General features: G+C 53.5%; 24 protein-coding genes. 4 read left to right on the forward strand and 20 right to left on the reverse strand.

Features of this window, described 5'->3' with window-relative positions; all coding sequences use genetic code 11:
• Positions 1 to 224 precede the first annotated feature (224 nt).
• Together nrdD and nrdG are read left to right on the forward strand one after the other, a co-directional pair.
• Positions 225 to 2,363, forward strand: coding sequence for an anaerobic ribonucleoside-triphosphate reductase (gene nrdD / locus GFC06_RS01830; protein ID WP_016151477.1), 2,139 nt, complete (start codon positions 225 to 227; stop codon positions 2,361 to 2,363).
• Positions 2,364 to 2,538: 175 nt separating this feature from the next.
• Complete coding sequence (gene nrdG, locus GFC06_RS01835) at positions 2,539 to 3,003, forward strand: anaerobic ribonucleoside-triphosphate reductase-activating protein (protein ID WP_016151476.1); 465 nt, start codon at positions 2,539 to 2,541, stop codon at positions 3,001 to 3,003.
• A 32-nt stretch (positions 3,004 to 3,035) separates the two neighbouring features.
• On the opposite strand, the gene GFC06_RS01840 is transcribed toward nrdG, so the two are convergent.
• From GFC06_RS01840 to pmbA, 11 genes are all read right to left on the reverse strand, one after another.
• Positions 3,036 to 4,949, reverse strand: a complete 1,914-nt coding sequence (locus GFC06_RS01840; protein WP_049270643.1) for a BglG family transcription antiterminator — start codon at positions 4,947 to 4,949, stop codon at positions 3,036 to 3,038.
• Between the two features lie 21 nt (positions 4,950 to 4,970).
• Positions 4,971 to 5,711 carry a 2-dehydro-3-deoxy-phosphogluconate aldolase gene (dagF, locus tag GFC06_RS01845; protein ID WP_016151471.1) on the reverse strand — a complete coding sequence of 247 codons (741 nt, stop codon included), beginning with the start codon at positions 5,709 to 5,711 and terminating at the stop codon, positions 4,971 to 4,973.
• Entirely contained in the window at positions 5,708 to 6,826 is a 1,119-nt protein-coding gene (locus GFC06_RS01850) for a DgaE family pyridoxal phosphate-dependent ammonia lyase (protein WP_141875832.1), read from the reverse strand. The genes dagF and GFC06_RS01850 overlap by 4 nt, the downstream gene beginning before the upstream one ends.
• Complete coding sequence (locus tag GFC06_RS01855; protein ID WP_049283026.1) at positions 6,810 to 7,943, reverse strand: amidohydrolase/deacetylase family metallohydrolase; 1,134 nt, start codon at positions 7,941 to 7,943, stop codon at positions 6,810 to 6,812. Before GFC06_RS01855 ends, GFC06_RS01850 begins: the two co-directional genes overlap by 17 nt.
• Positions 7,944 to 8,001: 58 nt before the next feature.
• Positions 8,002 to 8,646, reverse strand: coding sequence for a DUF4310 family protein (locus tag GFC06_RS01860; protein ID WP_003830379.1), 645 nt, complete (start codon positions 8,644 to 8,646; stop codon positions 8,002 to 8,004).
• An 11-nt stretch (positions 8,647 to 8,657) separates the two neighbouring features.
• Positions 8,658 to 9,434, reverse strand: a complete 777-nt coding sequence (locus tag GFC06_RS01865; protein WP_005134210.1) for a DUF4311 domain-containing protein — start codon at positions 9,432 to 9,434, stop codon at positions 8,658 to 8,660.
• A 22-nt stretch (positions 9,435 to 9,456) separates the two neighbouring features.
• On the reverse strand, positions 9,457 to 9,756 hold the full coding sequence (locus GFC06_RS01870) for a DUF4312 family protein (protein WP_016151468.1): 300 nt from the start codon (positions 9,754 to 9,756) through the stop codon (positions 9,457 to 9,459).
• A 2-nt stretch (positions 9,757 to 9,758) separates the two neighbouring features.
• Positions 9,759 to 10,121, reverse strand: a complete 363-nt coding sequence (locus GFC06_RS01875; protein WP_003830384.1) for an SFCGS family glycine-rich protein — start codon at positions 10,119 to 10,121, stop codon at positions 9,759 to 9,761.
• A 10-nt stretch (positions 10,122 to 10,131) separates the two neighbouring features.
• A complete protein-coding gene (locus GFC06_RS01880) occupies positions 10,132 to 10,440 on the reverse strand; it encodes a PRD domain-containing protein (RefSeq protein ID WP_016151467.1) in 309 nt (102 codons plus the stop codon).
• Positions 10,441 to 10,770: 330 nt separating this feature from the next.
• Positions 10,771 to 11,157: a cytochrome b562 gene (gene cybC / locus GFC06_RS01885; protein ID WP_016155540.1), complete on the reverse strand. Its 387-nt coding sequence runs from the start codon at positions 11,155 to 11,157 to the stop codon at positions 10,771 to 10,773.
• Between the two features lie 48 nt (positions 11,158 to 11,205).
• Complete coding sequence (gene pmbA / locus GFC06_RS01890; protein WP_046275820.1) at positions 11,206 to 12,558, reverse strand: metalloprotease PmbA; 1,353 nt, start codon at positions 12,556 to 12,558, stop codon at positions 11,206 to 11,208.
• 95 nt (positions 12,559 to 12,653) lie between these two features.
• On the opposite strand from pmbA, the gene yjgA reads away from it, so the two are divergent.
• Complete coding sequence (gene yjgA, locus GFC06_RS01895; protein ID WP_016151465.1) at positions 12,654 to 13,205, forward strand: ribosome biogenesis factor YjgA; 552 nt, start codon at positions 12,654 to 12,656, stop codon at positions 13,203 to 13,205.
• A gap of 63 nt (positions 13,206 to 13,268) precedes the next feature.
• Here the strand turns inward: yjgA and GFC06_RS01900 are convergent, their stop codons facing one another.
• The 5 genes from GFC06_RS01900 to mpl all read right to left on the reverse strand — a co-directional run bounded on the left by GFC06_RS01900 (position 13,269) and on the right by mpl (position 19,036).
• Entirely contained in the window at positions 13,269 to 14,585 is a 1,317-nt protein-coding gene (locus GFC06_RS01900; RefSeq protein ID WP_153689789.1) for a PTS sugar transporter subunit IIC, read from the reverse strand.
• 6 nt (positions 14,586 to 14,591) lie between these two features.
• A complete protein-coding gene (locus tag GFC06_RS01905; protein ID WP_153689790.1) occupies positions 14,592 to 15,281 on the reverse strand; it encodes a 6-phosphogluconolactonase in 690 nt (229 codons plus the stop codon).
• Between the two features lie 16 nt (positions 15,282 to 15,297).
• Positions 15,298 to 16,620 (reverse strand): 6-phospho-beta-glucosidase, encoded by a 1,323-nt coding sequence (locus GFC06_RS01910; RefSeq protein ID WP_080859623.1) that lies wholly within the window; start codon positions 16,618 to 16,620, stop codon positions 15,298 to 15,300.
• Entirely contained in the window at positions 16,620 to 17,372 is a 753-nt protein-coding gene (locus GFC06_RS01915) for a MurR/RpiR family transcriptional regulator (RefSeq protein ID WP_016151461.1), read from the reverse strand. The genes GFC06_RS01910 and GFC06_RS01915 overlap by 1 nt, the downstream gene beginning before the upstream one ends.
• A 287-nt stretch (positions 17,373 to 17,659) precedes the next feature.
• Positions 17,660 to 19,036 (reverse strand): UDP-N-acetylmuramate:L-alanyl-gamma-D-glutamyl-meso-diaminopimelate ligase, encoded by a 1,377-nt coding sequence (gene mpl, locus GFC06_RS01920; protein WP_153689791.1) that lies wholly within the window; start codon positions 19,034 to 19,036, stop codon positions 17,660 to 17,662.
• A 175-nt stretch (positions 19,037 to 19,211) separates the two neighbouring features.
• Between mpl and fbp the strand changes: the two genes are divergently transcribed.
• Entirely contained in the window at positions 19,212 to 20,210 is a 999-nt protein-coding gene (gene fbp, locus GFC06_RS01925; RefSeq protein WP_016151459.1) for a class 1 fructose-bisphosphatase, read from the forward strand.
• A 52-nt stretch (positions 20,211 to 20,262) separates the two neighbouring features.
• Here fbp and GFC06_RS01930 read toward each other — a convergent pair whose 3' ends face one another.
• From GFC06_RS01930 to ytfR, 4 genes are all read right to left on the reverse strand, one after another.
• On the reverse strand, positions 20,263 to 21,375 hold the full coding sequence (locus GFC06_RS01930; protein ID WP_016155535.1) for a methyl-accepting chemotaxis protein: 1,113 nt from the start codon (positions 21,373 to 21,375) through the stop codon (positions 20,263 to 20,265).
• 103 nt (positions 21,376 to 21,478) lie between these two features.
• On the reverse strand, positions 21,479 to 22,480 hold the full coding sequence (gene yjfF / locus GFC06_RS01935; protein ID WP_016151457.1) for a galactofuranose ABC transporter, permease protein YjfF: 1,002 nt from the start codon (positions 22,478 to 22,480) through the stop codon (positions 21,479 to 21,481).
• Positions 22,467 to 23,489 (reverse strand): galactofuranose ABC transporter, ATP-binding protein YtfT, encoded by a 1,023-nt coding sequence (gene ytfT, locus GFC06_RS01940; protein WP_149381767.1) that lies wholly within the window; start codon positions 23,487 to 23,489, stop codon positions 22,467 to 22,469. The genes yjfF and ytfT overlap by 14 nt, the downstream gene beginning before the upstream one ends.
• 13 nt (positions 23,490 to 23,502) lie before the next feature.
• Entirely contained in the window at positions 23,503 to 25,005 is a 1,503-nt protein-coding gene (ytfR, locus tag GFC06_RS01945) for a galactofuranose ABC transporter, ATP-binding protein YtfR (protein ID WP_046275826.1), read from the reverse strand.
• Between the last annotated feature and the right edge of the window lie 49 nt (positions 25,006 to 25,054).

Raw genomic sequence — 25,054 nt, forward strand, 5'->3', positions numbered from 1 at the left:
CATCCTTGATGCAAATCACTACATATAGAACTTAAAATGCACGCCGACCCAATATGTTGTATTAATCGACTACAATTGCTACAACTACAGTGCACCGCTTCACGGTGGAATTGTGGATAAAGTGGGTCAGGATTGCGGGAAGTCATTGGCAATAGAGATGAATAAAGCCCTGATGGCCTCCCCAACCTCTGTGGATAACCTGTTCTTATAAATATGGAGTGATCATGACACCGCATGTGATGAAACGAGATGGCTGTAAAGTGCCGTTTAAATCAGAGCGCATCAAAGAAGCCATTCTGCGTGCAGCTAAAGCAGCGGGAGTCGATGACGCAGATTACTGTGCCACCGTCGCAGAAGTCGTTAGTAGCCAGATGAATGAGCGCAGCAAGGTCGATATCAACGAGATCCAGACAGCGGTAGAAAACCAGCTAATGTCTGGCCCGTACAAACAACTCGCCCGTGCGTACATCGAATATCGCCACGACCGTGATATCCAGCGTGAAAAACGTGGCCGTCTGAACCAGGAAATTCGTGGTCTGGTTGAGCAAACCAACTCTGCTCTGCTGAATGAAAATGCCAACAAAGACAGCAAAGTGATCCCGACCCAGCGCGACCTGCTGGCCGGTATCGTTGCCAAACACTATGCGCGTCAGCACCTGCTGCCGCGTGATGTCGTCCAGGCGCACGAGCGTGGTGATATTCACTATCACGATCTCGACTACTCTCCGTTCTTCCCAATGTTTAACTGCATGCTGATCGACCTGAAAGGCATGCTGACGCAGGGCTTTAAGATGGGTAACGCGGAGATTGAACCGCCAAAATCCATCTCTACCGCGACCGCCGTCACCGCGCAAATTATCGCGCAGGTCGCCAGCCATATTTATGGCGGCACCACCATTAACCGTATTGATGAAGTTCTCGCGCCGTTCGTTACCGAGAGCTTTAATAAACATCGTAAAACCGCTGAAGAGTGGCAGATCCCGGACGCCGACGGTTATGCCCATTCCCGTACCGAGAAAGAGTGCTACGACGCATTCCAGTCTCTCGAGTATGAAGTGAATACCCTGCATACCGCCAACGGTCAGACGCCGTTCGTGACCTTTGGTTTTGGTCTGGGAACCAGCTGGGAATCGCGTTTGATCCAGCAGTCCATTCTGCGTAACCGTATTGCCGGCCTGGGTAAAAATCGTAAAACCGCAGTGTTCCCGAAACTGGTGTTCGCGATTCGTGACGGTCTGAACCACAAGTTTGGCGATCCGAACTACGACATCAAACAGCTGGCACTGGAGTGCGCGAGCAAGCGTATGTATCCGGACATCCTGAACTACGATCAGGTGGTCAAAGTGACCGGCTCGTTCAAAACGCCAATGGGCTGTCGCAGCTTCCTCGGCGTGTGGGAAAACGAGAACGGCGAACAGATTCACGACGGACGTAACAACCTCGGCGTTATCAGCCTCAACCTGCCGCGTATCGCGCTGGAAGCGCATGGCGATGAAGCCACCTTCTGGAAACTGCTCGACGATCGTCTGGTACTGGCGCGTAAAGCGCTGATGACCCGCATTGCGCGCCTGGAAGGCGTGAAGGCCCGCGTGGCGCCCATTCTGTATATGGAAGGGGCCTGCGGCGTGCGTCTGAAAGCGGACGATGATGTGTCAGAAATCTTTAAAAATGGTCGTGCATCCATCTCTCTGGGCTACATCGGTATTCACGAAACCATCAATGCGCTGTTTGGCGACAAGCATGTGTATGACAGCGAGCAGCTGCGCGCCAAAGGTATCGCCATTGTGGAACGCCTGCGCCAAGCGGTCGATCAGTGGAAAGACGAAACTGGCTACGGCTTTAGCCTGTACAGCACGCCAAGTGAAAACCTGTGCGACCGTTTCTGCCGTCTGGATACCGCCGAATTTGGCGTGGTCCCGGGCGTGACCGACAAAGGCTACTACACCAACAGCTTCCACCTCGACGTGGAGAAGAAGGTTAACCCGTACGACAAGATCGATTTCGAAGCGCCGTACCCGCCGCTGGCAAGCGGGGGCTTCATTTGCTACGGCGAATACCCGAATATTCAGCACAACCTGAAAGCGCTGGAAGACGTCTGGGATTATAGCTATCAGCACGTGCCCTATTACGGGACCAACACGCCAATCGATGAATGCTACGAGTGCGGCTTTACCGGTGAATTTGAGTGCACCAGCAAAGGCTTTACCTGCCCGAAATGTGGTAACCACGACGCCGCCCGCGTATCGGTCACCCGCCGCGTCTGCGGTTATTTAGGCAGCCCGGACGCACGTCCGTTTAACGCCGGTAAGCAGGAAGAAGTGAAGCGCCGCGTTAAGCATTTAGGGAACGGGCAGATCGGTTAATTTAGACGATTTTATTGCCCGGCGATGCGACGCTTTTCGGGCCATTATTTCCGCAACGCAATTCACGTCATAGCAAAGCAGCAAATGAGTAAGTCCCGGGGAGCTTACATAAGTAAGTGACTCGGGCGCACGAACGCAGCTATGGCGCGAATTGATAAACGGATGAGAAGCGAAAATGAATTACCATCAGTATTACCCTGTCGACATCGTTAACGGTCCCGGCACTCGCTGTACCCTGTTTGTTTCAGGATGCGTGCATGAATGCCCCGGATGCTATAACAAAAGCACCTGGCGGTTGAACTCTGGCCAGCCGTTTAGCAAAGAGATGGAAGACAAGATCATTGCCGATCTGAACGACACGCGTATTCACCGTCAGGGGATCTCGCTCTCCGGCGGCGATCCGCTGCATCCACAAAACGTGCCGGATATTCTGCAACTGGTGCAGCGCATTCGCGCTGAGTGTCCGGGAAAAGACATCTGGGTGTGGACCGGCTACAAGCTCGATGAACTCGATGCCGCGCAAATGCAGGTGGTGGATCTCATCAACGTGCTGGTCGATGGCAAATACGTGCAGGATCTCAAAGACCCGGCGCTAATCTGGCGCGGCAGCAGTAATCAGGTTGTACATCACTTGCGGTAATTTCCAGCAGTAGAGGTTCTGTTTTCCGCCTCTCAAAAACGGCTCACACACTCCATTGCAACCGTTTTGAACTCGCTGAAATTGCGGCATGCGCAGAGTCGCGTCATCGCCCGCTCGCGCAGGAAGGTGACGAAAATATCGTAGATCGCCATCGCTTCTTCGTATTCGCTTTTGCTGATGGCGAGCAGGAAGATCACATGCGCCGTTTCATCCCCCCAGGCGATACCCTGCGGGGCGAGGATGGTGTAGACCACCGTTTTCTTTGCCAGCAGACCGAGGGCGTGCGGCAGGGCAATGCTGTCACCCAGCATGGTGCTGACGATGGCCTCACGTTCAACCACCGAATCAAGAAACTCCGCATCGACAAAGCCTTCATCCTGCAACTGGCGACATAAAACGTTGAACAACGTTTGTTGATCCATTGGCTCGTCGATCACACGAAAATGGGCGGCATCGAAGAATTTGTTCAACATCCACGGACGGGTTCTGTCGACCAGCACCAGTTTGCCAATTTGCTCCAGTTGATAATCGGTAGGGAACGGTGCAATCATCACCACAGGCTTATCTTTTTCACCAACCCGCGCGGTAGAGATGACGAAATCTTCGCTGATACTTTCCCGCTGTTCGTAGTCGCGTAGCGTCACGGTATCGACGATTTCTATCTGCGGATACTTACGCGCCAGCACCGCTTCAATCATCCGCGCCATCGCATTTCCAGCATCGCATACCAGCAGAACTTTCGGCTGCCTCTGGTAACCGATGTTGTAACTACGCTCCAGCCCGACGCCAATATGCAGCACAAGGAAGCCAATCTCATTTTCACTGATGGTGTACGGCGTATATTTTCCCCATCCCGAGACGGCGGCCAGCGTCATGTCCCACGCCATCGGGTAGTGCTGTTTAATATTTTCCAGTAGCGGATTGGGGATCATTATCTGGTAACGCACCCGGGTGATCATCGTCTTAATATGCGTCAGCAGGTCAGCATGTAACTGTTTGTCATTCAACAGGTTGTAGTTGTACTGGCTGTTGATAAACCGCAGGATGTAATTGACCAGCGCTTCGTCATCATCCGCATTGATGGCGCTGGGGGCGATCTCTTGTACCTGGCGGGCGGCGATATGCACCTGCAGCCAGTTCTCTTCGGAAACGGTAAGCGGTTTATCCGCCAGTCGGTGCAATACCGCTGCGATTTCCCGCGTGGCCAGGCACACCGATTGCTCGGCTTCTTCTGCGGCAAATTCCGGGAGGGGATACCCTTCGCTAATCCGCCGTACCGCCACCGCGCAGTACAACCGCAAAAACAGCTCACCCTCATCGGTCAGGCGAATGTGAAAACGGGCAAAAATATCCTGCAAAACAGGTTGTAGCTGTTCAGGGATCCCGGCATTTAGTGCCTCTTGCGTCACTAGCGGGTGCTGTGGATCCTGCTGCGCCAGCGTCCATAGCAGATCGGTCAAACAGGCGCGGATCGCCATCTCGCTGCCAAACAGCTTCATACCGTGACGGGGGCGCGTTTCCAGCGTCAGATGATAACGTTGCAGATGCTCGCGCACCTCAGCCATATCGTTTTGCAGCGTCGCGCGGCTGATAAACCATTCATCAGCCAAATCCTCCAGCTTCAGCGAAAAGGCCGACGTCAGAAAACGAACCACCAGCCAGTGCACCCGCTCCTGGCTGGTGCGAGGGATGCGCAGCAACGCGTCTGGTCGCTGCGTTTGCAGGGCATGATAACGTGCCGGGTCGTCAATTTTGAGTTGATAACCGTTACCCCGGCTGAGGACAAACTGCGCGCCGTACTGAGTGAGCAGCGCGTTTAGCGCAGTGATATCCGCCCGTACGGTGCGTGTGGAAACCGACAACCGCTGCGCCAGCTCGTCCTGTGGAAGCGCTTCGTTTTGCAGCATGCCAAACAGCTGCGCTAAACGTTGGTTGGGGAATCGCACGTCAGTTTCCTCATCAGTCAGTTAGCCTACGCAGGCCCGGGTCATCGCCATCAGCTGGCGCACGTCGTCCGGTCGGGTGTTACCACTCACCTTATCAATAATCGAACTATAGATGTGAGGAATGATTTTGCTCACTCCGGCATCCAGGGCGATCTGCAAAATTTCAGTGAAATTATCCAGATCGATACCGCCAGTTGGCTCCAGCCAGAAGTCATGGCGGGCGCAGGCCTGGGCAACTGCAATGTATTCCTCACGGCACTTCAGGCCACCCATTGGGAAGTATTTAATCGAGCTCCCCCCCATGTCTTTGAGCAACGCAATCGCGGTTTCTACCGGCACAATGCCGTCTGGCGTCTGGCTGCTCAGCGGACCGGTGGAGATTTTCACCCTGCCCGGTGTGCCAGTTGGCGAGACCAGACCGTTAACCACCGTCTCCTGCTGACCCAGCAGCGCGCGGCTGGTCGCCACGCCGGTAAAGACCTGATTAACATGCTGTGGCTGCACCTGACGGGAGATTTCACTGACCATCGCCGACTGGTTTGGATCGCCCGCCCCCAGCCCCACGGAGAGGGCATTGTCGATAAGCGCTGCGTATTCACGCATATCCGCGACCGCGCTTGCGACATCCGGGTAATTTTTTGACAACACACCGACCAGCACGTGTCCTTCCGCCGCCGCGTAAATATCCCGGGCATTTTCTTTGGAGCCCGCCAGCACGTTCAGGCAGACGCGGTCGCGATAAAAGTTAGGGGTCAGTTTCATGCTTTTTTCTCCTGCGAAATCACTTCACCAATTCGACGGGCCACAATCTCCAGTTGCGCGCGATCCACGCTGCGCACATCGGCTTCGATAATGCCTTCGTTAGCTTTGTAACCACGGAAGTAAATCGCGTACTCTCCCTGCTTGAGCGCGTCGACCAGTTCACCTGTGGCGATGCCAGTTGCCGCTTCGTCAAACTTAATTTCCGTGCGCGCGATGTCGCGCCCTGCGCTGTCCCACACCACGCGGGCGCTTACGCCGTGAAGCTGGTTTAACGCATTAATGAACGGCGTCATTTTCTCGACCATCTCCGCGCCGCTCTCTTTCTGCGCGTTCAGATACAGTTCGATGGCGCAGGTCAGGCCAAGAATCCCCTCTTTACCCACCTTCATCGCCCGGCCAATCCCCGCGGTCTGGCGCTTCACCCACTCAACGTATTGGGTTTTGCCAATCACCAGGCCGCTGGTTGGCCCTTCAATCGCTTTCGCACCGCTATAAATCACCAGATCCGCACCAACCCGGTAGTAGCACTGCAAATCCTCTTCCGCCGCCGCATCCACGATTAGTGGCAGATTATGCGTACGCGCCACCACCGCAGCCTGTTCCACGCTGAGCATACTTTTCTGGACGCAGTGGTGAGATTTGATATACAGAATGGCCGCCGTGCGTGGCGTAATGGCCGCCGCCAGCTGAGTGGCGGAACATTCGTTGGCATAACCCGCTTCCACGAGCTTGCCGCCGCCGAGCGCCACCATGGTGCCAACCGGAGCGCCAAAGTTGACGTTGTGGCCTCTGGGCAGCACGATTTCGTTGTTCTCGATCGGCGCGACGTGCAGGTTCTCCAGCAGCCAGTCGCTGTCCTTAACCAGCACTCCAGCCACTGACAGGGCGATTCCGGCCGAAGCGCAGGAGACGACGGTTGCCCCTTCCACCTCCAGCAATTTCGCAATGTAGTCACCGGTTTTATTGACCAGGTCTTTCATCTCAAAATATTGATTCATCCCTGCCATTGCGGCCTGAACCACTTCTGGTCGTGGCGTAGAAACGCCGAGCGCCGTCATGCGGCCTGAGGTGTTAATCACCTGTTTTAAATTGTATTTCTCAAAAATCGAAGGCATGTTCCGCGCTCCCTTGTTCGGTCATATAGCCCTTGCCCGCACGTATTGCGGCAAGCGGCACCAGCAGTTGTTCAGCCTGCAGGCTGTCGTTTTCTGCATCTACCAGCACGGTTGGCTGGCGCTTAAGCGTAAAGAGGGTTAAATCGGCATCCAGACCAACCTGCAGTCGCCCTTTCTGTTTCAGGCGCAGACCATCGGCGGCATTGGCAGTAACGCACTCAATGACCTGCGGTAGCGACATCCCAATGGCGAGAAATTTCGACATCACATTCGCCAGGGAATACACCGGGCCGCTGATACGGTTGCGACAATAAATATCGGAGCTGATGGTGTGCGGCAAAATGCCCAGACCAATAGCGCGTTTTGCCACCGCAAAGCTCAGGCTGGCGGTGCCATGCCCAACGTCCAGACGCACACCGCGTGAAATCGCCCGCGTCACTGACGCTCGCAGCTCGCCTTGCGGCGTCAGAATACGATTCGGCTTACCGTTGTAGCAGTGGGTAATGATGTCGCCCGCGGTCAGGCGTTCGGCGATCTCATCCAGATCCGGCGGATTGTTGCCGATGTGCACCATCAGCGGCAGGTCACCGTTCTGCGCTTGCATCGTTTTGGCGCGCTCCAGCGGCGTAATGCCGTTTTCACCGACCACGCTGCTGCTCATGCGCGCCTTCAGGCCGACGATAAAATCAGGATGGCGCTTCACCGCCTGTCGCACCGCATCGGCGTCAATGTTGGCCATATTAGCCAGCTCGTTCTGGGCGATAAGCCCAACGCGGGAAATATTCAGCAGCGCATACACTTCGGTGGTCGCTTCCCGGGTCAGGGTATAAAAATCATCGATATCATCCGCCCCGGTACTACCCGCATCCACCACCGTGGTAACGCCGGTAGCTATACCGACGCTGTCCGGCTGGTCGTGATAAATCGGGGATTTCGGATAGCAGTGAACGTGGGAATCAATCCAACCTGCGCTGACGTAGTACTCGCCGCCCAGTTCGATGGTTTTCAGCGCCGGGCCATCAACGTCGCCCAACGCCGCAATTTTGCCGTCTTTGAGCGCAATATCGCTCACCGTATCGTCAACGAGGCGCGCACGGCGCAGGAGTAAATCAAACATCGCTCTCTCCTTTGCCGGATGGCGGCGCAACTGCCTCATCCGGCCTACAAATCAACAGTTAGCTAATGGCAATCGGGAAGATGGACCCGAGGATCATCGCCCCAAGGATCGCCCCGCCGGTGATCGGTTTCTGCCACAGGTAAAACAGCAGCGCACCCGCCAGTGAACCGATGCCGATAGGGATAGAAGCCGTCATCGCGCTGAGGATAATCAATGGTCCGAGGAAGCGGCCGGAGGCGTTACCGGCCCCCATCATGACATCCGCACCGTAGGTCGAGTCGCTCTGATTGATGGTGAACTTACGCGCCAGAATAATGATGTAGCCAATCGCCAGACCAATCACCAGACCGGTGACCAGCGACGCTGCGAAGTTGGCAACCGGGAAGATAATACCTGCGCCCAACAGCAGCGCCGGAACACCTAACCCGACCCCGGTCTGAATCGCCCCGCCAATATCCAGAATCCCCACCAGCGAACCTTCAATGATGCGGGCAAACAGGAAGCTTGCACCAAATGCCGCCACCGCCCCGTAGGAGCCGGTGTCCATTCCCGCCTTCAGCATCGCCACAAAAGCGACTTCGTTAAATGCGCCAATACCGTACAGGTAGTACATGTGCGTTCCGGCAAATACGCCAGAGGAGAGCAGGCCAACGAAGATCGGGAACGACCAGTCAGCGAACCAAAAACCTTTATTCTGTTCCATGATGGCCTCCGTTATTTGCCGCTGAGCGAGTTGTGGATAAGTTCGAGCCAGTTAGGCACGGTCAGATGGAAGGATTCGATCATCTTCATGTCGAAGCCGCGGAAGAAGCCGCTCAGGACAAACAGCGCGACGATAGCCACCATCATCACTTTAGTGACGTGGTTCCAGCCGCTCTCTTCCACGCCTTTACCGATCAGAATGCCAAGGACCAGACCCGGAACGGCGTTGCCCATAATCAGCTGCGCCGCGCCGCCAAAGACGGTGGCCCAGAAGCCTGATTTTTTACCGGCATCGATCGCCGCCAGCCAGAAGATCACCGGCATCACGGTGTTGACCAGCAGGTTAGCCGCAGGCACCAGCACCTTGACGGCAGTCACCTGCAACGCTTCCGGTACGGATGACGCCGTAAGGTTCAGGAAGGTCACGACGATCATCCCGATAACGCCGCAGGCAATCGCCATGCGCTTGGGATCGTGCAGCGTTTCACCGACGTTGCGGTTTTTAACCATCAGCGCAGCAGCGCCCCAGTTGGGGATGATGCGATGGTCGACGTCCTGAGTGAACGCCCCGGCCGCAACAGAGGAAGCCCATGCGTTAAAGAAGAAGCCCAGGCCGAACGAGAAGTGAGAAGCCGGATCCCCTTCGCAGGAATTCAGTTCTCCCAGAGTACGAAACGCGCCCATCCCTTGAGTGGTAGGCGCATGAAACATGCGTGCAGCCCCAGCGCCGACACCGACGCCAACCAGGCCGCCGATGATGAGCGATTTTATTAATATTATCAGGAACATAATTATGCCTTTTAATAAAGAATCAGCGTTGCGTAACGAAATCCACCTTGTCGAGATTGATGGCAGTCACGTTGACGGTCACGTCCAGCTCCACGCTGAAGGTGCGTCTTTCCCGGCGCAAAAAGAGGAATAAAAATGCCTCTTTGCGCACCGATTCACGCGCTTGAACAACCTGCACATCCTGTGGCTCAATACGCAGTAAGATATGCGGCGACGCTTTCATCACCGCAGCCTGAACGTGGTTCAGGGCATCGGCAAAGGCGCGCGCTTTGGCCTCGCCCTTGCCAGTGACTCTCACCGTGGTGGTGAATTGTTCTTTCATGCTTAAGCGCCGTGTTTCTTTTGCCACGCCTGTACCAGGCGCTCACCGAGTTCTTCTTTGTCCATAAAACCGAACCCCAGCACGTTGCAACCTTCGTTGATGGCAGTGACCCCTTCATCAACCGAGCGCATGCCGTATTTCGCCTTGTAGCCGTATTTGGTCTGTGCGGTAATCGCACCCGCGCCGCCACTGCCGCAAAACGAGATACCAAAGGTGGCGTTTTCCGCTTTCATCACGTCACCCAGCTTCATATCTGCCGCAACGCCCGGCACCACAACCGCACGGCCGCCCGCTTTCTCAACGCCTGCCGCCACTTTCTGGCCTTTACCCAGACGATCGCCAATCACTACGGTAATCTGTTCCATCTTTTGCTCCTTAAAGGTTGTCTTTCGCGACTTCGAAGTGCACCGACAGCAGCCAGGCCTCTTCCTCAGGAAGATTGCCAAACTCAGCGACCACGTCACGGGCAAGCGCCATTGATTCGGCAGAAATTTCATCAAACAAGCTGGCATCGACTTCTGGTAAGGGTTCACCCGTTACCGAGCGGTGCGCCATGGCGCGAACATGCGACGTCAGCATCTGTTCCTGTACAGCGTTGGGAATAATGTGGCGTTCACGCAGCAAGGCATACACCTGCGCCAGCATGCGGTCGGCCAGTTCCACCGATTCCCCCATGTCATTCATTACAGCTCCGTTATTCACTCGTCTTACCCCACTAGTGGCTCTGAGGTTAACTTAGCGGTGGGGGTTAAAAGTTTGTAGCGAGTTGTTTTCCACTTCGAAGTGGAAAGGGGCGCAGCGATAGTGATCTGTGCCGCAAAAAGGGCCGGGACCACGATTAATCACTGGAAGAATGTGATTGAGATCGCAAGAGTGAGCAGCAAAATGGAAGGAAATGCGAACAATGAATGGACGATAAAAATGAAAAAATGTGATGGGGATAGCGTTTACTTATGGGATGCAGGGGCGCAACGTCTTATCCGGCCTACGGTTATGCAGGCCGGATAGAGTAGATTAGCGGAACTTCTTGTGGTTTTCGTTGCGCGTTTTTTTCAGGTCTTCCGCAACGGCTTTCGCCTCTTTGACTTTACCTTCGTTCGCCAGTTTAAGCGCGCCGTCAATCTGACCGATCAGCGTGTCAAAGCCGTGGCGGAAATCTTTCATCTCCGCACTGTCCGGGGATTTGCTCTCCAGCTTCGGTGGCGTTCCCTTTTGAGCATCCAGCGCGGCTGCACGCATTTTGGTCAACGCGTCTTTCAGTTCAGTCGCATTGTCCGTTTTTTCGACGATCTTCAGGTTGTCGTTGAGGATCCCCATGTCATCTTCGAGATCGGCTGCAAACGCAGAAGAACCAAGAACCAGCGTTGAAGCCGCGACGATCGCTAACAGGTGTTTACGCATTGCTCACTTCCTTTTTTATTATTAAAAAAATTAACGCCTTAACGAGTATCATTGCCCGGCGATTTTCATCTCCGGTAACAATACAGAACCGCACTGTATATTACTGCGTGTTTCAATATCGTTGCCTACGGTCACAATATTGCGCCACATCTCTTTTAAGTTCCCGGCGATGGTAATTTCACTCACCGGATACTGAATTTCGCCGTTTTCGACCCAAAAACCCGCTGCGCCGCGCGAGTAATCGCCGGTAATGCCGCTTACGCCCTGCCCCATCAGCTCGGTAACCACAAGACCTGTGCCCATCTCTTTGAGCAACTGCTCGAAGCTTAGACCCTGTCCCGGAATTCGCCAGTTGTGGATCCCGCCCGCATGACCGGTGCTCTTCAGTCCCAGCTTACGTGCGGAATAGTTGGTCAGCAGCCATTGGGTCAGCACACCGTCTTTAATAATGTCACGGCGTTCGGTCCGTACGCCTTCGCTGTCGAACGGCGACGACGCCAGCCCTTTCAGCAGGTGCGGATGTTCTTCAATAGTCAGCCATTCCGGCAGAATTTGTTTGCCCAGCGAGTCGAGCAGGAAGGTGGATTTACGGTACACCGAACCACCGGCAATCGCGCCGACCAGATGTCCGAACAGCCCAGTCGCCACTTCGTTGGCAAAAATCACCGGCGCTTTCATGGTGGAAAGTTTACGCGGAGAGAGGCGAGATAAGGTGCGGCGAGCACAGTCTGCCCCCACCCATTCCGGCGTTTGCAGATCGCCCATCGCCCGGCCAATGGTGTAGGCGTAATCACGCTCCATATCGCCATTTTCTTCCGCGATGACGCAGCTGGAAAGAGAGTGACGCGTGGAACAGTAGCCCTGCAGCATCCCGTGACTGTTACCAAACACTTTGATGCCATAGTGGCTGTTAAAACTGCCACCCTCGGTATTGGTGATACGCTTATCGGCCTGTAGCGCCGCCTGTTCCGCGCGGGCTGCCAGTTCGATAGCTTCGTCAGGGGACACTTCCGCCGGGTGGAACAGATCCAAATCGGGCGCATCAAAGGCCAGCAGTTCTTTATCTGCCACGCCCGCGCACGGGTCCGGTGAGGTGTAACGTGCAATATCCAGCGCGGCCTGCACGGTACGTGCAATCGCCTGTGGGCTTAAATCAGTGGACGATGCGCTGCCCTTACGGTTTTGGTGATAAACCGTAATCCCCAGCGCGCCATCGCTATTGAATTCTACGTTCTCCACTTCACCATAACGGGTGCTGACGCTAATACCCGTGGTCTTGCTCACAGCGACTTCCGCGCCATCCGACTGACCTGACGCTAATTCCAGTGCCGTCGAGACCGCTTCTTCCAGAATCTTACGCTGCGCTTCAACTTGTGAGATTACTTTCATCGCAAATGCCATAATGTAGAGAGAGTTTCTCTGAAGTCTAACAGAGAACCGTTTTTCAGTGCGCATCTTAACTGGTAACATTAGCCTCTTTTTTTAAGGAGCCTGACATGACTAAGCAGCCCGAAGACTGGCTCGACGACGTTCCCGGTGATGACATCGAAGACGAAGACGATGAAATTATCTGGGTTAGTAAAAGTGAAATAAAACGTGACGCCGAGGAGTTAAAACACCTGGGTGTGGAACTGGTAAAACTGGGGAAAAACGCGCTGGATAAGATCCCGCTCGACGCGGATTTACGTGCCGCGATTGAGTTGGCCCAGCGTATTAAGATGGAAGGTCGCCGCCGCCAGCTGCAGCTGATTGGCAAAATGTTGCGCCAGCGCGATGTTGATCCTATCCGTCAGGCGCTGGACAAGCTGAAAAACCGTCACAACCAACAGGTTGTACTGTTTCACAAGCTTGAGCAACTGCGCGATCGCCTGATCGCCGAAGGTGATGATGCGGTAGCGGAAGTGCTGAACCTGTGGCCAAACGCCGATCGCCAGCAGCTTCGTTCTCTGGTTCGCAATGCGAAGAAAGAGCAAGAAGGCAACAAGCCGCCGAAATCAGCACGTCAGATTTTCCAGTATCTGCGTGAACTGGCGGAAAACGAAATCTAATCTCTTCGTCTGCAGAAAGTGCCGGATGATGTAAATACTTCATCCGGCCTGGATTCTGTGCTCTTACTGCTGGGGCTGCATTTCGCCCATAGAGTTCTCTGACTGACTCTCTTCATGCAGATACTGCTTATCTAAAATCTTCACGAACGGTGTATAAATCGCGGTGGCGATAACCAGATTCACGGCCTGTAAAACAATGCCTGAAATCACGGTGGTGAGGAAACCAGAAATAAAGATCGGCGTTGTCCAGGGAATGGAGATACCAGAGGTGGGGGGAACCCAGCCGAATGCGATAACCACATAAGTAACCGTACACAGCACCATTGGGGTAATGATAAACGGGATAAGCATCAGCGGATTAAGCACGATTGGCAAACCAAAAATAACCGGCTCATTAATGTTAAAAATTGCCGCCGGTGCCGCCAGCCGTGAGAGCTGCTTTAATCGCGTACTTTTGGCAACCATAAAGATGCTAATCAACAGCGCTCCGGTAAAGCCCGTACCGCCGGCAATCAAATAGACATCCCTGAACTGCTGAGTAATAATGTTGGTCGCTACCAGCCCGGCCTGAGTTTGCGCCAGGTTCTGCGCACTGAGCGTTTGCCAGATAGGCCCCATTACGGATGTCATGATAGAGTCGCCATGGATCCCAAAGAACCAGAAGAAACTGATCATCATCTCAGCAATCAGTTGCGATAAGAGGGAATTCCCCAGATACAGCAACGGCTGTTGCAGCATGACGCTGATAAATTTCCCCGGCGTACCAAAAGGCGTGTTCTCAAACAGCACCTTGACGATAATCCAGAACAGTAGCACTAAGAAGATAGGTACCAGCGATTTAAACGACCTGGCAATCTCTGGCGGGACACTCGCAGGCATCTTGATGGTGAAAGCCCTGTTTTCCAGAAACTGAACCACCTTGATGGTGACCACAGTAACGATAATCCCTAAGAACATCGATTCAGAGCTAAAGTCGAGCAGCGCGTAAGCATCGGCGACGATTTCTCCCGATCCTGTCGTAATATGACCAGGCGACATTAAGAAGAAGATCGCCACCGGTAAAATAGCGGAACTTTGGCTGAGATTAAGCTTTTCAACTAACTCCTTTGAGAAGGTGATAATCACCAGCAGCGTCATTAATCCGTAGCTGGCGTTAATCCCGTAATTGAGCTTATCCAGCACGCCGTCCCCTAACAGCGAACTCATAAACTCGTGATAGCCGTTAACAGGAAAGTTGGTTAACAATACGAAAAATGAACCGACAATCAAAAAGGGAATCAGGGCAATAAACGCATTTTTTAGTGCGGTCAGGTAGATGTTTGACGAGATTTTCTCGGCCAGTGGCAACATCTTTTGTTCGAGTAGAGAGGTTATGCTCATGCCCGCTTACCCTATAAGGTTTTTTGTCACGTAATAATTAACCTGCGGGAACTGCTTGATATAGATGGCAGGAATCTGAGTGTGGTGCGCATCGCCGTTAACAATCTGCTGATAAATATCTTTTTTCGCATCGTGGTTGATGATAACAATCACCTTTCCAGCCCTGATGATTTTATTCATCCCGACGGTAATACCCTTGGTGAGGGTGACATCTCCGGAGAAGTATTTATGGCTGGCGACGTTAATTGTTACGTCATCCAGTTGAGTTTGTAGATAATCCTCATCAAACGGCACGCCCGGCTCGTTTAAGCCGATATGCCCGTTCATTCCCACGCCCAGAATTACATAGTCAAACTCTTCACCGTTGAGCGCGGTTTGGTAATGGGCAATATTTTGTGCCGTAGAGGCAAACGGATTGAAATGGACTAACCGCACCGGATAGGCACATTTGTGCACAAAGTCCTGATTAATCATGTTCAGGCAGCTGCCATCTGATTCGCTGGGCACGTTGACCCACTCATCCAGCGCAAAGAAGGTAAGGCGTTCGGCAAACGGTGTCGCTGCCAGTGCTTCGTAAATCCAGTGAGGCGTGCTACCGGAGGGGATCAGCACGCGAGAATGTGGTTTGAGCGCGGATAGTTCACTAACGACCTGTTCAGCCAGCGCGGCATTGGTATCAAACGTTGTACATTTCATCCGTTTCTTCTCGCTATTAAAGTGATTCAATCTTTTTGGCGAATAAAGGAAGATACTTTTTATTGGCCAGCAGCATCTCTTTGACTAACGCCACACCCGAAGTGTCGCTTGAGCATAATGGGTTGAAAATAAAGCCAGAAATAAGCGCTTGATAATCTCCGGTGGCGGCGGCTTTGACGATCTGCGCTTCATAGTCTTTCATCATGGAAACAATCCCTTTCGCAGGAGATGGGATCTCACCAGTACAAATTGGAATCGGACCATTACGGGTAAGCACACAGTTCACTTCAACTACCGCCTCTTCCGGTAAATTAGTGATAGCACCGCCGTTACGAACGTTGACGGTTTGAATGCTCTTATCGTCGAGGTAAATAGCGCGAATAACGTTCAGCGCGGCGGTGGAATAAAGCGCACCGCCGCGGGCTTCCAGCTCTTTAGGCTTATCCTGAAGCGTAACGTCGCTGTATTTTTTAAACAGTTCGGCTTCGATATTTTTGACGATCTCACCCCGTGATTGCTCGGCTGCTTCCTGCTCGGCCAGCATTTCAGTCGTCTTGAGGTAGTATTTTAAATAGGAAGAGGGGATCAGATTGGTGGCGGCCAGCAGCTCTTTATTAAACTGCTCATTGCTGATGTTTTTAAAGCTCAGTGCATCGACGTCGGCGGCGTTGATTATCTCGATGGTTTCGCGGGTACGGTCGACGCCGTTATGCAAAATTTTGGTAATAAAGTTCATATGGTTGGAGCCTTTGAACTCGACGTATAAATCCTCTACGTTAGCATTCAGCAGCCCGGCCACCTGATGGGTCATATTGACAGGACCATTGCACAGGCCGATGACCCGATTGTTGTGGCTGTATTTGAGTACCGCTTCTGTCACCATGGAAGCTGGATTGGTGAAGTTAATCAGCCAGGCGTTTGGACAAATCGCCTTCATTTCATTCGCTATTTCAATGATGACCGGAATGGTGCGCAGAGCTTTGAACATCCCGCCCGCACCGTTGGTTTCCTGGCCAATAAAACCGTATGACTTCGGCAGTTTTTCATCAACGATTCGGGCATCGATACCACCGACGCGCAGTTGAGTCACCACGAAGTCGGCACCCAGCAGCGCTGTTTTGCGGTCAAAAGTTTGGATGACATCAATTGGTAAATTTGCTTTGGCAAGCATTCTTTTGGTGAGATCGAAAATGATGTTCATTTTCTCTTTACCCATTTCAACGTCGACAAAAGCGATGTGAGAGATGGGAAGCTGGTGGTAGTTTTTAATTACCCCTTCAATCAGTTCTGGCGTATAGCTGCTACCCGCGCCAATCACCACGAGTTTTAGTTTTTTCATTAGTCTTCTACTTTTGAATTAAATTTCAACGACACTTTTCTGACATTGGATAAATGGAAAAGCATAATATCTACGATGGCTATCTGGATCGGATAGCTTATATTTTCGAAAGCAGTATCTTTAATAATGGCGTTTTTGTAGATCAAGACTGCATCGGCCTTAAGCGCCAGCGTAGAGTTTTCCCGGCTGGTAATCGCGGCCACCTTGATGCCGTTTTTTCTGGCATTAAAAATTATCTCTTCCAGCATTTCTGACTCACCGCTGTTGGAAACAATCAGCATACAATCGTTAGCGGTCAGAAAGCGGCTGCGGACATTACAGTTGGTGTAGTCTGTTTCATTGAGGATATTAAAGCCCAGCACCATCAAATTATAGCTAACATAGTTCGCCACGCTATCTGATGTACCGTATCCCCAGGTGATAATCGTATTGCAGTCGGACAAAAAATCACAAAAGACTTTGACTTTATTCTCAGACACTCTGGTTAAAGCATCCTGCATTTCTTGTATATATTCGCTAACAAACGCGTTATGGTGCTGCGAGTTTTGCGATCTGGAGAATACGTCCCGAATGTTGACCTTAAACTCCTGGAAATTATTAAAGCCTAATTTCTTTACCAACTTAGAAATAGATGGCGCGGTAGTATAAACGCGATCTGCCAGTTCATGAATTTTCATTTTATAAACATCAGCAGGGTTCTCCTGACAGAATTTATAAACTCGCAGTTCATTATTGGTTAAATTTTTTCGCATGGAGCGCACCTTTTATTATGTGGCACTTGCGCCACATTGGCTCTCGAGGGGATATTAGCAAGGGAAAAGCGGAAATAGATTTTATGATTTAGAAATTAATTTCTGCGATCTGAGTTATAAATTTCCATATGGAGGCTTCCCATTCCGTTGAGAAGTATGGCGTAACCAGAAGGCCGGATGGCAACGGAGATCGTGCTCCTGAGAAAGTGCCGGATAACGGTGTAAACACCTTATCCGGCCCACAACGGTTCGTAGGCCCGGTAAGCGTAGCGCCACCGGGCATTTTTTTACTCTTCTTCTGCCAGGGCTTTCTTCGCCAGGCCATCCAGCAGTTTTTGATGGATGCCACCAAACCCGCCGTTACTCATCACCAGGATGTGATCGCCAGGCTGTGCAGTTTTCACCACCATATCTGCCAGCGCATCCACATCGCCGCTCCAGTGCGCAGGCTGAACGCAGGCTTCAGCGACTTCTGCTACCTGCCACGGAATATGCGGGGGTTGCAGCAGGAACACTTCGTCCGCACGCCCTAACGACGGCGCCAGGTCATCTTTGCACAGGCCCATTTTCATGGTGTTCGAGCGTGGTTCCAGCACCGCGATGATGCGCGCCGTGCCACCTACTTTACCGCGCAGCGCCGCAAGCGTTGCCAGAATGGCCGTTGGGTGATGGGCGAAATCGTCATACACCGTCACGCCATTGGCTTCGCCGCGCAGCTCAAGACGACGACGGGCGTTGATAAACGAGCCCAGCGCATTGGCTGCATCCGCAGGCACGACGCCAACATGGCGCGCGGCAGCAATCGCCATCAGACCGTTGTGCATGTTGTGCTCGCCTACCAGGCCCCACTTCACCACGCCAACATTTTCACCGTCCAGCCACACTTCCCATTCGGATGCATCAGTGGTCAGCTTTTTCGCCTGCCAGTGACCTTGTTCACCAACCAGCTCTTGTTCGCTCCAGCAGCCCATCGCCATCGTCTGTTTCAGATTGATGTCGTTTTCCGGGTAGATAATACGTCCCTGGCCCGGCACGATACGCACCAGATGGTGGAACTGTTTCTGGATCGCTTTCAGATCGTCAAAGATATCAGCGTGATCGAACTCAAGGTTGTTGAGGATCAGCGTACGCGGGCAGTAATGTACGAATTTAGAACGCTTATCGAAGAAGGCGCAATCGTACTCATCCGCTTCAATCACGAAGAAGTCGCTCTCACCCAGACGCGCGGAAACCTCAAAGTTACCCGGTACGCCGCCGATCACAAAGCCAGGCTTATAGCCGCAGGCTTCGAGGATCCAGGTCGCCATTCCGGCGGTGGTGGTTTTGCCGTGCGTCCCCGCAACCGCCAGTACCCAACGATCGCGCAGCACAAAGTCATGCAGCCACTGCGGGCCGGACATGTACGGAATGTTCTTTTCCAGCACCGCTTCCACACACGGATTACCCCTGGTCATGGCATTGCCAATGATCACCAGGTCCGGCTGCGGATCGAGCTGGCTGGCATCGTAACCCTGAATCAGATCAATGCCTTGCTTCTCAAGTAAGGTACTCATCGGCGGATACACATTGGCGTCCGAACCGGTTACTTCATGACCGAGTGAGCGCGCCAGCATCGCCAGACCGCCCATGAAAGTGCCACAAATTCCCAAAATATGAATGCGCATACGTCACTATCCTTTTTTAATCTGGGGGCCATTTTACGCACATGTCCGGCAAGTGAGAAACGCATTTCAGGATATTCCGTAGTTTGCTGGCGCGATTCACCTAAGCGCGGCAATGGAAATATTTGTTAATATTGTTGCGGTCGCTTTACTCCACATAAATTGCAGGGAAAGTGTTATGAAAACGTTAGGTGAATTTATTGTCGAAAAGCAGCACGAGTTTTCTCATGCTACCGGTGAACTCACTGCTTTGTTGTCGGCAATAAAGCTGGGCGCCAAGATCATCCACCGCGATATCAACAAGGCCGGTCTGGTCGATATCCTGGGTGCCAGCGGTGCTGAGAACGTGCAGGGAGAGGTTCAGCAAAAACTCGATCTGTTCGCGAACGAAAAACTGAAAGCTGCACTGAAGGCGCGCGACATTGTGGCGGGCATTGCCTCGGAAGAAGAAGATGAAATCGTCGTCTTTGAAGGCTGTGAACACGCAAAATATGTTGTGCTGATGGATCCTCTGGATGGCTCATCCAACATCGATGTTAACGTCTCTGTCGGTACGATTTTCTCTATTTATCGCCGCGTAACCCCAGTCGGCACGCCGGTCACGGAAGAGGATTTCCTGCAACCAGGCAACAAGCAGGTTGCTGCGGGCTACGTTGTTTATGGTTCTTCCACCATGCTGGTGTATACCACCGGCTGTGGCGTACACGCCTTCACCTACGATCCTTCTCTGGGCGTATTCTGCCTCAGCCAGGAACGTATGCGCTTCCCGGCGAAAGGCAGCACGTACTCCATTAACGAAGGCAACTACATTAAATTCCCGAACGGCGTGAAGAAGTACATTAAATTCTGCCAGGAAGAAGATAAGTCAACTCAGCGCCCGTACACCTCGCGCTACATTGGCTCTCTGGTTGCGGATTTCCATCGTAATCTGCTCAAAGGCGGGATCTACCTGTACCCAAGCACAGCCAGCCACCCGCAAGGGAAGCTGCGTCTGCTGTACGAATGCAATCCGATGGCCTTCCTGGCCGAGCAGGCGGGCGGCAAAGCGAGCGATGGTAAAGATCGCATTCTGGATATCACCCCGGAAAGCCTGCACCAGCGTCGCTCCTTCTTCGTAGGTAACGACCATATGGTTGAAGATGTAGAACGCTTTATCCGCGAATTCCCGGACGCGTAATACGCTTTGCCGGATGAGACGTGTTAACGCCATCATCCGGCAAATTTATCCCCTACGCCGTTTGTACTTTAAACGCCGCCATTGCTTCGAGCAGCGCATGTGACTGCTCTTCCAGCGAGCGGGTAGCCGCTGAAGATTGCTGTACCAGCGCCGCATTTTGCTGCGCCGTTTCATCCATCTGAATCACCGCGATATTCACCTGCTCAATGCCGCGACTCTGTTCCTGCGACGCGCTGGCAATTTCACGCATCAGTTTGGTCATGCGCATGACTTCATTGGCAATCTCATCCATGGTTTCGCCCGCCTGCTGCGCCAGCTCGCTGCCTTCTCCCACGTGGGTGTGTGAATCGCTGATTAACGTGCGGATCTCTTTTGCCGCCTCGGCGCTGCGGCTGGCCAGATTACGCACTTCACCTGCAACGACCGCAAAGCCCCGCCCTTGCTCACCGGCACGCGCCGCTTCAACAGAAGCATTGAGCGCCAGGATATTGGTCTGGAAAGCAATACCGTCGATTACGCTGAGGATGTCGGCGATTCGGCTGGAACTGCCGGAAATATCGCGCATTTTCTCAATCACATAGCACACCATCTCACTGCCGCGATCGGCGGTATCCGACACCGATTTTGCCAACTGGTGTGCCTGTTCCGCGTTCTGCGCATTCTGTTTCACGGTCGCCGTGAGTTCTTCCATACTGGCGGCGGTCTGCTCCAGCGAAGTGGCTGTCGATTCAGTACGTTGTGCCAGATGCTGGTTCCCGGCCGTCAGCTCACGGCTACCAATATCAATTTGTAAACTGGCATCGCGGACACGCTGTACCGAGTCGCCCAGCGCATGGCGCATTTCATCCATTGCCGCGTTCAGACGGTTGAATTCGGCGCTGGCCGACAGCGCGGTAACCGGCGACAAATCCCCCGTCGCCAGGCGTTCCAGTTGCTCAACCATATTATCCAGCGGCTTGAGAAACTTATTTCGCAACATGAACCAAATCACCGCCAGCAACGCGAGGGCAGCCAACATCGAGGCACTCATAATACCGTGGTAAATCAACGAAGTAATGATACGGGTAGAGGCATACAGCCCCATACCGCCGGTCAGCAACAGAAGGAACGTCAGCAGAGACAATAACACCAACAAACTTGATCGAATTGAAAGGGATTTTGGCATCGTTATATTTCCGGTTGTAGGGTTAAAACAGACCTGTACAGAACCTATCGACTACAACCGGAAAAAGTTTAGGTATTTAAATGTTTAGTGAAAAATCAGGATGTTACTTTGGTGTTGCCGCCGTCCCCACTCTGGTTACTGGCGAGCTTTGACGATTTTCCCAAAGTACCGTCAGGCCGCGCTGTAAGGCAATAAAAATAAACAATAAAATGCCAATCGCGATCTTCGTCCACCAGGAACTTAATGTGCCATCAAAATTAATGTAGGTCTGGATCAACCCCTGAATGGCGACACCAAACAACGTTCCTAACACCGTACCGACCCCGCCGCTCAACAGGGTTCCGCCAATCACGACTGAGGCAATCGCATCCAGCTCAACGCCGACGCCCGCCAGCGCATAACCCGCCTGGGTGTAAATTGAAAAGACAATGCCAGCAAGCGTCGCAAGCCCGGTCGACAGCATATAGATACGGATGGTCGTGCTGCGGGTTGAGATCCCCATCAGGTTGGCAGAGGTGGCGTTGCCGCCAATCGCGTAAACCTGATTACCAAAGCGCGTACGGTGCGCCAGGAATATGCCAATGACGACTACCGCCAGCATCAGCAATCCCATTGCACTCAGGCGACCGCCGCCGGGAATTTTCCATGCCAGGCTTGAGAGCATGTCATAAACCGGATGGTTAATTGGGATCGACTCTTCAGACACCAGATAGCTGACGCCGCGCAGGAAGAACATTCCCGCCAGGGTAATAATGAATGCCGGGATCTTCAGCGCATCAATCAGTAACCCCATAAACGCGCCAAACGCGCAGCCCATCAGCAGAATCAGGGGAAACGCCAGCAGCGGAGATATACCCCAGTAGCCAATGGCCTTCGCCAGAAATACGCCGGTAAACGCGATCACCGAGCCAACGGACAGGTCGATCCCGCCAGAGAGAATCACGAAGGTCATGCCCACGGCGATGATGCCCAGAAAAGCGTTATCGGTCAGGATATTGCAGATAACTCTGGTTGAAGCAAAAGCCGGAAATTGTGTCAGGCAGTAGAGGTAACCCAGTACAAATACGCCGAGGGTGATCATCAGCGGTAAATTACGTTTTATCATGACCACGCACTCCTTTTATCAGGCTGATAAAGCGTTGTGATTGCACGACCAGCACACACAACACCACCACAGCTTTGACCACTTGATTTAGTTCTGGCGGGAAGCCCGACAGTAAAATCCCGGTGTTCATGCCCTGAATAATCAATGCCCCGATCACCGACAGCAGCAGATTAAAGCGCCCGCCCATCAGCGAGCCGCCGCCGATGACTACCGCCAGGATGGCATCCAGTTCCAGCCACAATCCGGCGTTATTGGCATCTGCCCCGCGGATATCCGCCGTGACGATAATGCCGGCGATAGCCGCACACAGACCGCTCAGCACATAGGTGAGCATCACGATGATGCGCGTGTTCACCCCGGCGTTTTTTGCCGCACGAATGTTGATGCCTACCGCTTCAATAAACATCCCCAGCGCCGTTTTACGCGTCAGTAGCCAGAACACCACCAGCGTTAGCAGTGCAATGATCACTGGCGTGGGGAACAGTAAGAGCGAGCCGCTGCCAAACCACGACAGTTCGGGCGAATTGAAGGTGACGATCTGCCCGGAGGTGATAAGCTGCGCCACTCCGCGTCCGGCCACCATCAGGATTAGCGTGGCAACGAACGGTTGGATCTTGAGGATTGCCACCAGAATCCCGTTCCATAACCCTGCCAGAATGCCGGAGCCTAAGGCGGCAAGCAGCACCACCGGCAAACTGTGCCCGGCCACCGTCATCGCCGCGGTGGTGGCACCGGCAATGGCCATGACGGCGCCTACGGAAAGGTCGATGCCGCCGGTGGCAATCACCAGCGTCATGCCAATCGCTAACAGCGCCACGGGGGCGGCACGGTTGAGAATATCAATCGGGCTACCGAACAGCCGACCATCTTGCAAAATCACCTGATAAAAGTGCGGCGCGACCAGGCTATCCACCAGCAGCACCAGCAGTAGCGCCACCAGTTGTGGCATGCCCTTTGGCCAGCGGAATCGCCGTTGCGGCGGAGTGGATTGAGGGAGAGATTGAGGCATCACCATAGTCTCCTTAGGCCGCAATGGCGTTCATGATCGCCGGCACGGACAGTTCAGCCAGCGGGATCTCGGCCACCTGTTTGCGATCGCGCATAATAATGACCCGATCGGCATAGCCCACTAACTCTTCCAGTTCGGATGAAATCACCAGCAGCGCCAGACCATCCGCGCACAGCGTTTCGATCAGGCGGATGATCTCGGCATGCGCGCCGACGTCGATCCCACGCGTAGGTTCATCGAGGATCAGGAACTGCGGTTTGGTCAGTAACCAGCGCGAGAGCAATACTTTTTGCTGATTGCCGCCGGAGAGGAATTCGATCGGCTGTTCAGCGTTGGGGGTGCGAATTCCGAGCTGGCGGATAAAACGCTCGGCAATCTCATTTTGTTCTTTCCGCGGAATAGGCCGCAGCCAGCCACGCTGCGCCTGTAATGCCAGAATGATGTTTTCACGCACCGAGGCGGCGGCGATAATGCCATCCGTTTTGCGATCCTCCGGACAGAAGCCGATCCCCAGACACGAAGCCTGATGCGGCGATCGCAAGGTCTGCGCTTTGCCTTTGATCAGCGCACTGCCGCTGTCGGCGGGTTTAATACCGAAGATCACCTCCGCCGTTTCCGTTCGCCCGGATCCCAGCAGTCCAGCGAGACCGACGATCTCACCAGGACGCACCTGTAGATCAAACGGCGCGATGGTGCCTTTCTTGCCAAAGTCGCTAAAGGCCGCCACTGGTTTATCACTCAGCAGCGTACGGCCCGCACGCTGTAGCGCATGGGTATCCAGTTCGCGACCCAGCATCATTTTGACCAGTTCGATCTGTGGCAGTTCGCGGGTTTCACGGCAGCCAACGAAGCCGCCGTTACGCAGAACGGTAATGCGATCGCTGACCTGATAGACCTGATCGAGGAAGTGGGTAACGAAGATCAGACTGACGCCCCGATCGCGCAGATGCCGCATCAGGCCGAACAGCATTTCTACTTCCTGGGTATCAAGACTGGCGGTGGGCTCATCGAGGATCAGCACTTTCGCGGAGAGATCGATCGCCCGACAGATGGCGACGATCTGCTGCATCGCCACGGAAAAGCGGTTCAGCGGCTCGCGCACGTCGAGGGAAAAACCGTATGACGCCATCAACTCCGTCGCGCGTTTTTCCATCTGCTTGCGCAGCAGCAGGCCAAAACGCCGAGGTTCACGGCCAATAAACAAGTTATCCGCTACTGACATATTGGGCAGCAGGTTCACTTCCTGATACACGGTACCGATCCCCAACTGCTGGGCATGGGCGGTATTTTTGGGGGAGATAGGCTGGCCTTCGAGCCAGATCGTGCCGCGATCTGCATGGTAAACGCCGGTCAGCGCTTTGATTAGCGTCGATTTACCGGCTCCGTTTTCTCCCAGCAGCGCCATAATCTCACCGCGACGCAAGCTGAAATCCACGTTATCCAGCGCTTTGACGCCGGGAAAGAATTTGCTTAATCCTTCGGTGCGGAGGATTTCCTGATGGGGGTCGGTGGTCATGGCATTCCTCCGGTACGAAATCACGGCCTTTTCGTAGGCCTGATAAGCG

The organism is Citrobacter braakii (genome assembly GCF_009648935.1).
In the GTDB taxonomy this organism is placed as follows: Bacteria; Pseudomonadota; Gammaproteobacteria; order Enterobacterales; family Enterobacteriaceae; genus Citrobacter; species Citrobacter braakii.

Excerpts from the sequence above, each read along its gene's own strand:
- nrdD (WP_016151477.1), top strand. The coding sequence starts at position 225 with ATGACACCGCATGTGATGAAACGAGATGGCTGTAAAGTGCCGTTTAAA.
- nrdG (WP_016151476.1), top strand. The coding sequence starts at position 2,539 with ATGAATTACCATCAGTATTACCCTGTCGACATCGTTAACGGTCCCGGC.
- dagF (WP_016151471.1), bottom strand. The coding sequence starts at position 5,711 with ATGAAACTGACCCCTAACTTTTATCGCGACCGCGTCTGCCTGAACGTG.
- GFC06_RS01850 (WP_141875832.1), bottom strand. The coding sequence starts at position 6,826 with ATGCCTTCGATTTTTGAGAAATACAATTTAAAACAGGTGATTAACACC.
- GFC06_RS01855 (WP_049283026.1), bottom strand. The coding sequence starts at position 7,943 with ATGTTTGATTTACTCCTGCGCCGTGCGCGCCTCGTTGACGATACGGTG.
- GFC06_RS01860 (WP_003830379.1), bottom strand. The coding sequence starts at position 8,646 with ATGGAACAGAATAAAGGTTTTTGGTTCGCTGACTGGTCGTTCCCGATC.
- GFC06_RS01865 (WP_005134210.1), bottom strand. The coding sequence starts at position 9,434 with ATGTTCCTGATAATATTAATAAAATCGCTCATCATCGGCGGCCTGGTT.
- GFC06_RS01870 (WP_016151468.1), bottom strand. The coding sequence starts at position 9,756 with ATGAAAGAACAATTCACCACCACGGTGAGAGTCACTGGCAAGGGCGAG.
- GFC06_RS01875 (WP_003830384.1), bottom strand. The coding sequence starts at position 10,121 with ATGGAACAGATTACCGTAGTGATTGGCGATCGTCTGGGTAAAGGCCAG.
- GFC06_RS01880 (WP_016151467.1), bottom strand. The coding sequence starts at position 10,440 with ATGAATGACATGGGGGAATCGGTGGAACTGGCCGACCGCATGCTGGCG.
- cybC (WP_016155540.1), bottom strand. The coding sequence starts at position 11,157 with ATGCGTAAACACCTGTTAGCGATCGTCGCGGCTTCAACGCTGGTTCTT.
- pmbA (WP_046275820.1), bottom strand. The coding sequence starts at position 12,558 with ATGGCATTTGCGATGAAAGTAATCTCACAAGTTGAAGCGCAGCGTAAG.
- yjgA (WP_016151465.1), top strand. The coding sequence starts at position 12,654 with ATGACTAAGCAGCCCGAAGACTGGCTCGACGACGTTCCCGGTGATGAC.
- GFC06_RS01900 (WP_153689789.1), bottom strand. The coding sequence starts at position 14,585 with ATGAGCATAACCTCTCTACTCGAACAAAAGATGTTGCCACTGGCCGAG.
- GFC06_RS01905 (WP_153689790.1), bottom strand. The coding sequence starts at position 15,281 with ATGAAATGTACAACGTTTGATACCAATGCCGCGCTGGCTGAACAGGTC.
- GFC06_RS01910 (WP_080859623.1), bottom strand. The coding sequence starts at position 16,620 with ATGAAAAAACTAAAACTCGTGGTGATTGGCGCGGGTAGCAGCTATACG.
- GFC06_RS01915 (WP_016151461.1), bottom strand. The coding sequence starts at position 17,372 with ATGCGAAAAAATTTAACCAATAATGAACTGCGAGTTTATAAATTCTGT.
- mpl (WP_153689791.1), bottom strand. The coding sequence starts at position 19,036 with ATGCGCATTCATATTTTGGGAATTTGTGGCACTTTCATGGGCGGTCTG.
- fbp (WP_016151459.1), top strand. The coding sequence starts at position 19,212 with ATGAAAACGTTAGGTGAATTTATTGTCGAAAAGCAGCACGAGTTTTCT.
- GFC06_RS01930 (WP_016155535.1), bottom strand. The coding sequence starts at position 21,375 with ATGCCAAAATCCCTTTCAATTCGATCAAGTTTGTTGGTGTTATTGTCT.
- yjfF (WP_016151457.1), bottom strand. The coding sequence starts at position 22,480 with ATGATAAAACGTAATTTACCGCTGATGATCACCCTCGGCGTATTTGTA.
- ytfT (WP_149381767.1), bottom strand. The coding sequence starts at position 23,489 with ATGCCTCAATCTCTCCCTCAATCCACTCCGCCGCAACGGCGATTCCGC.
- ytfR (WP_046275826.1), bottom strand. The coding sequence starts at position 25,005 with ATGACCACCGACCCCCATCAGGAAATCCTCCGCACCGAAGGATTAAGC.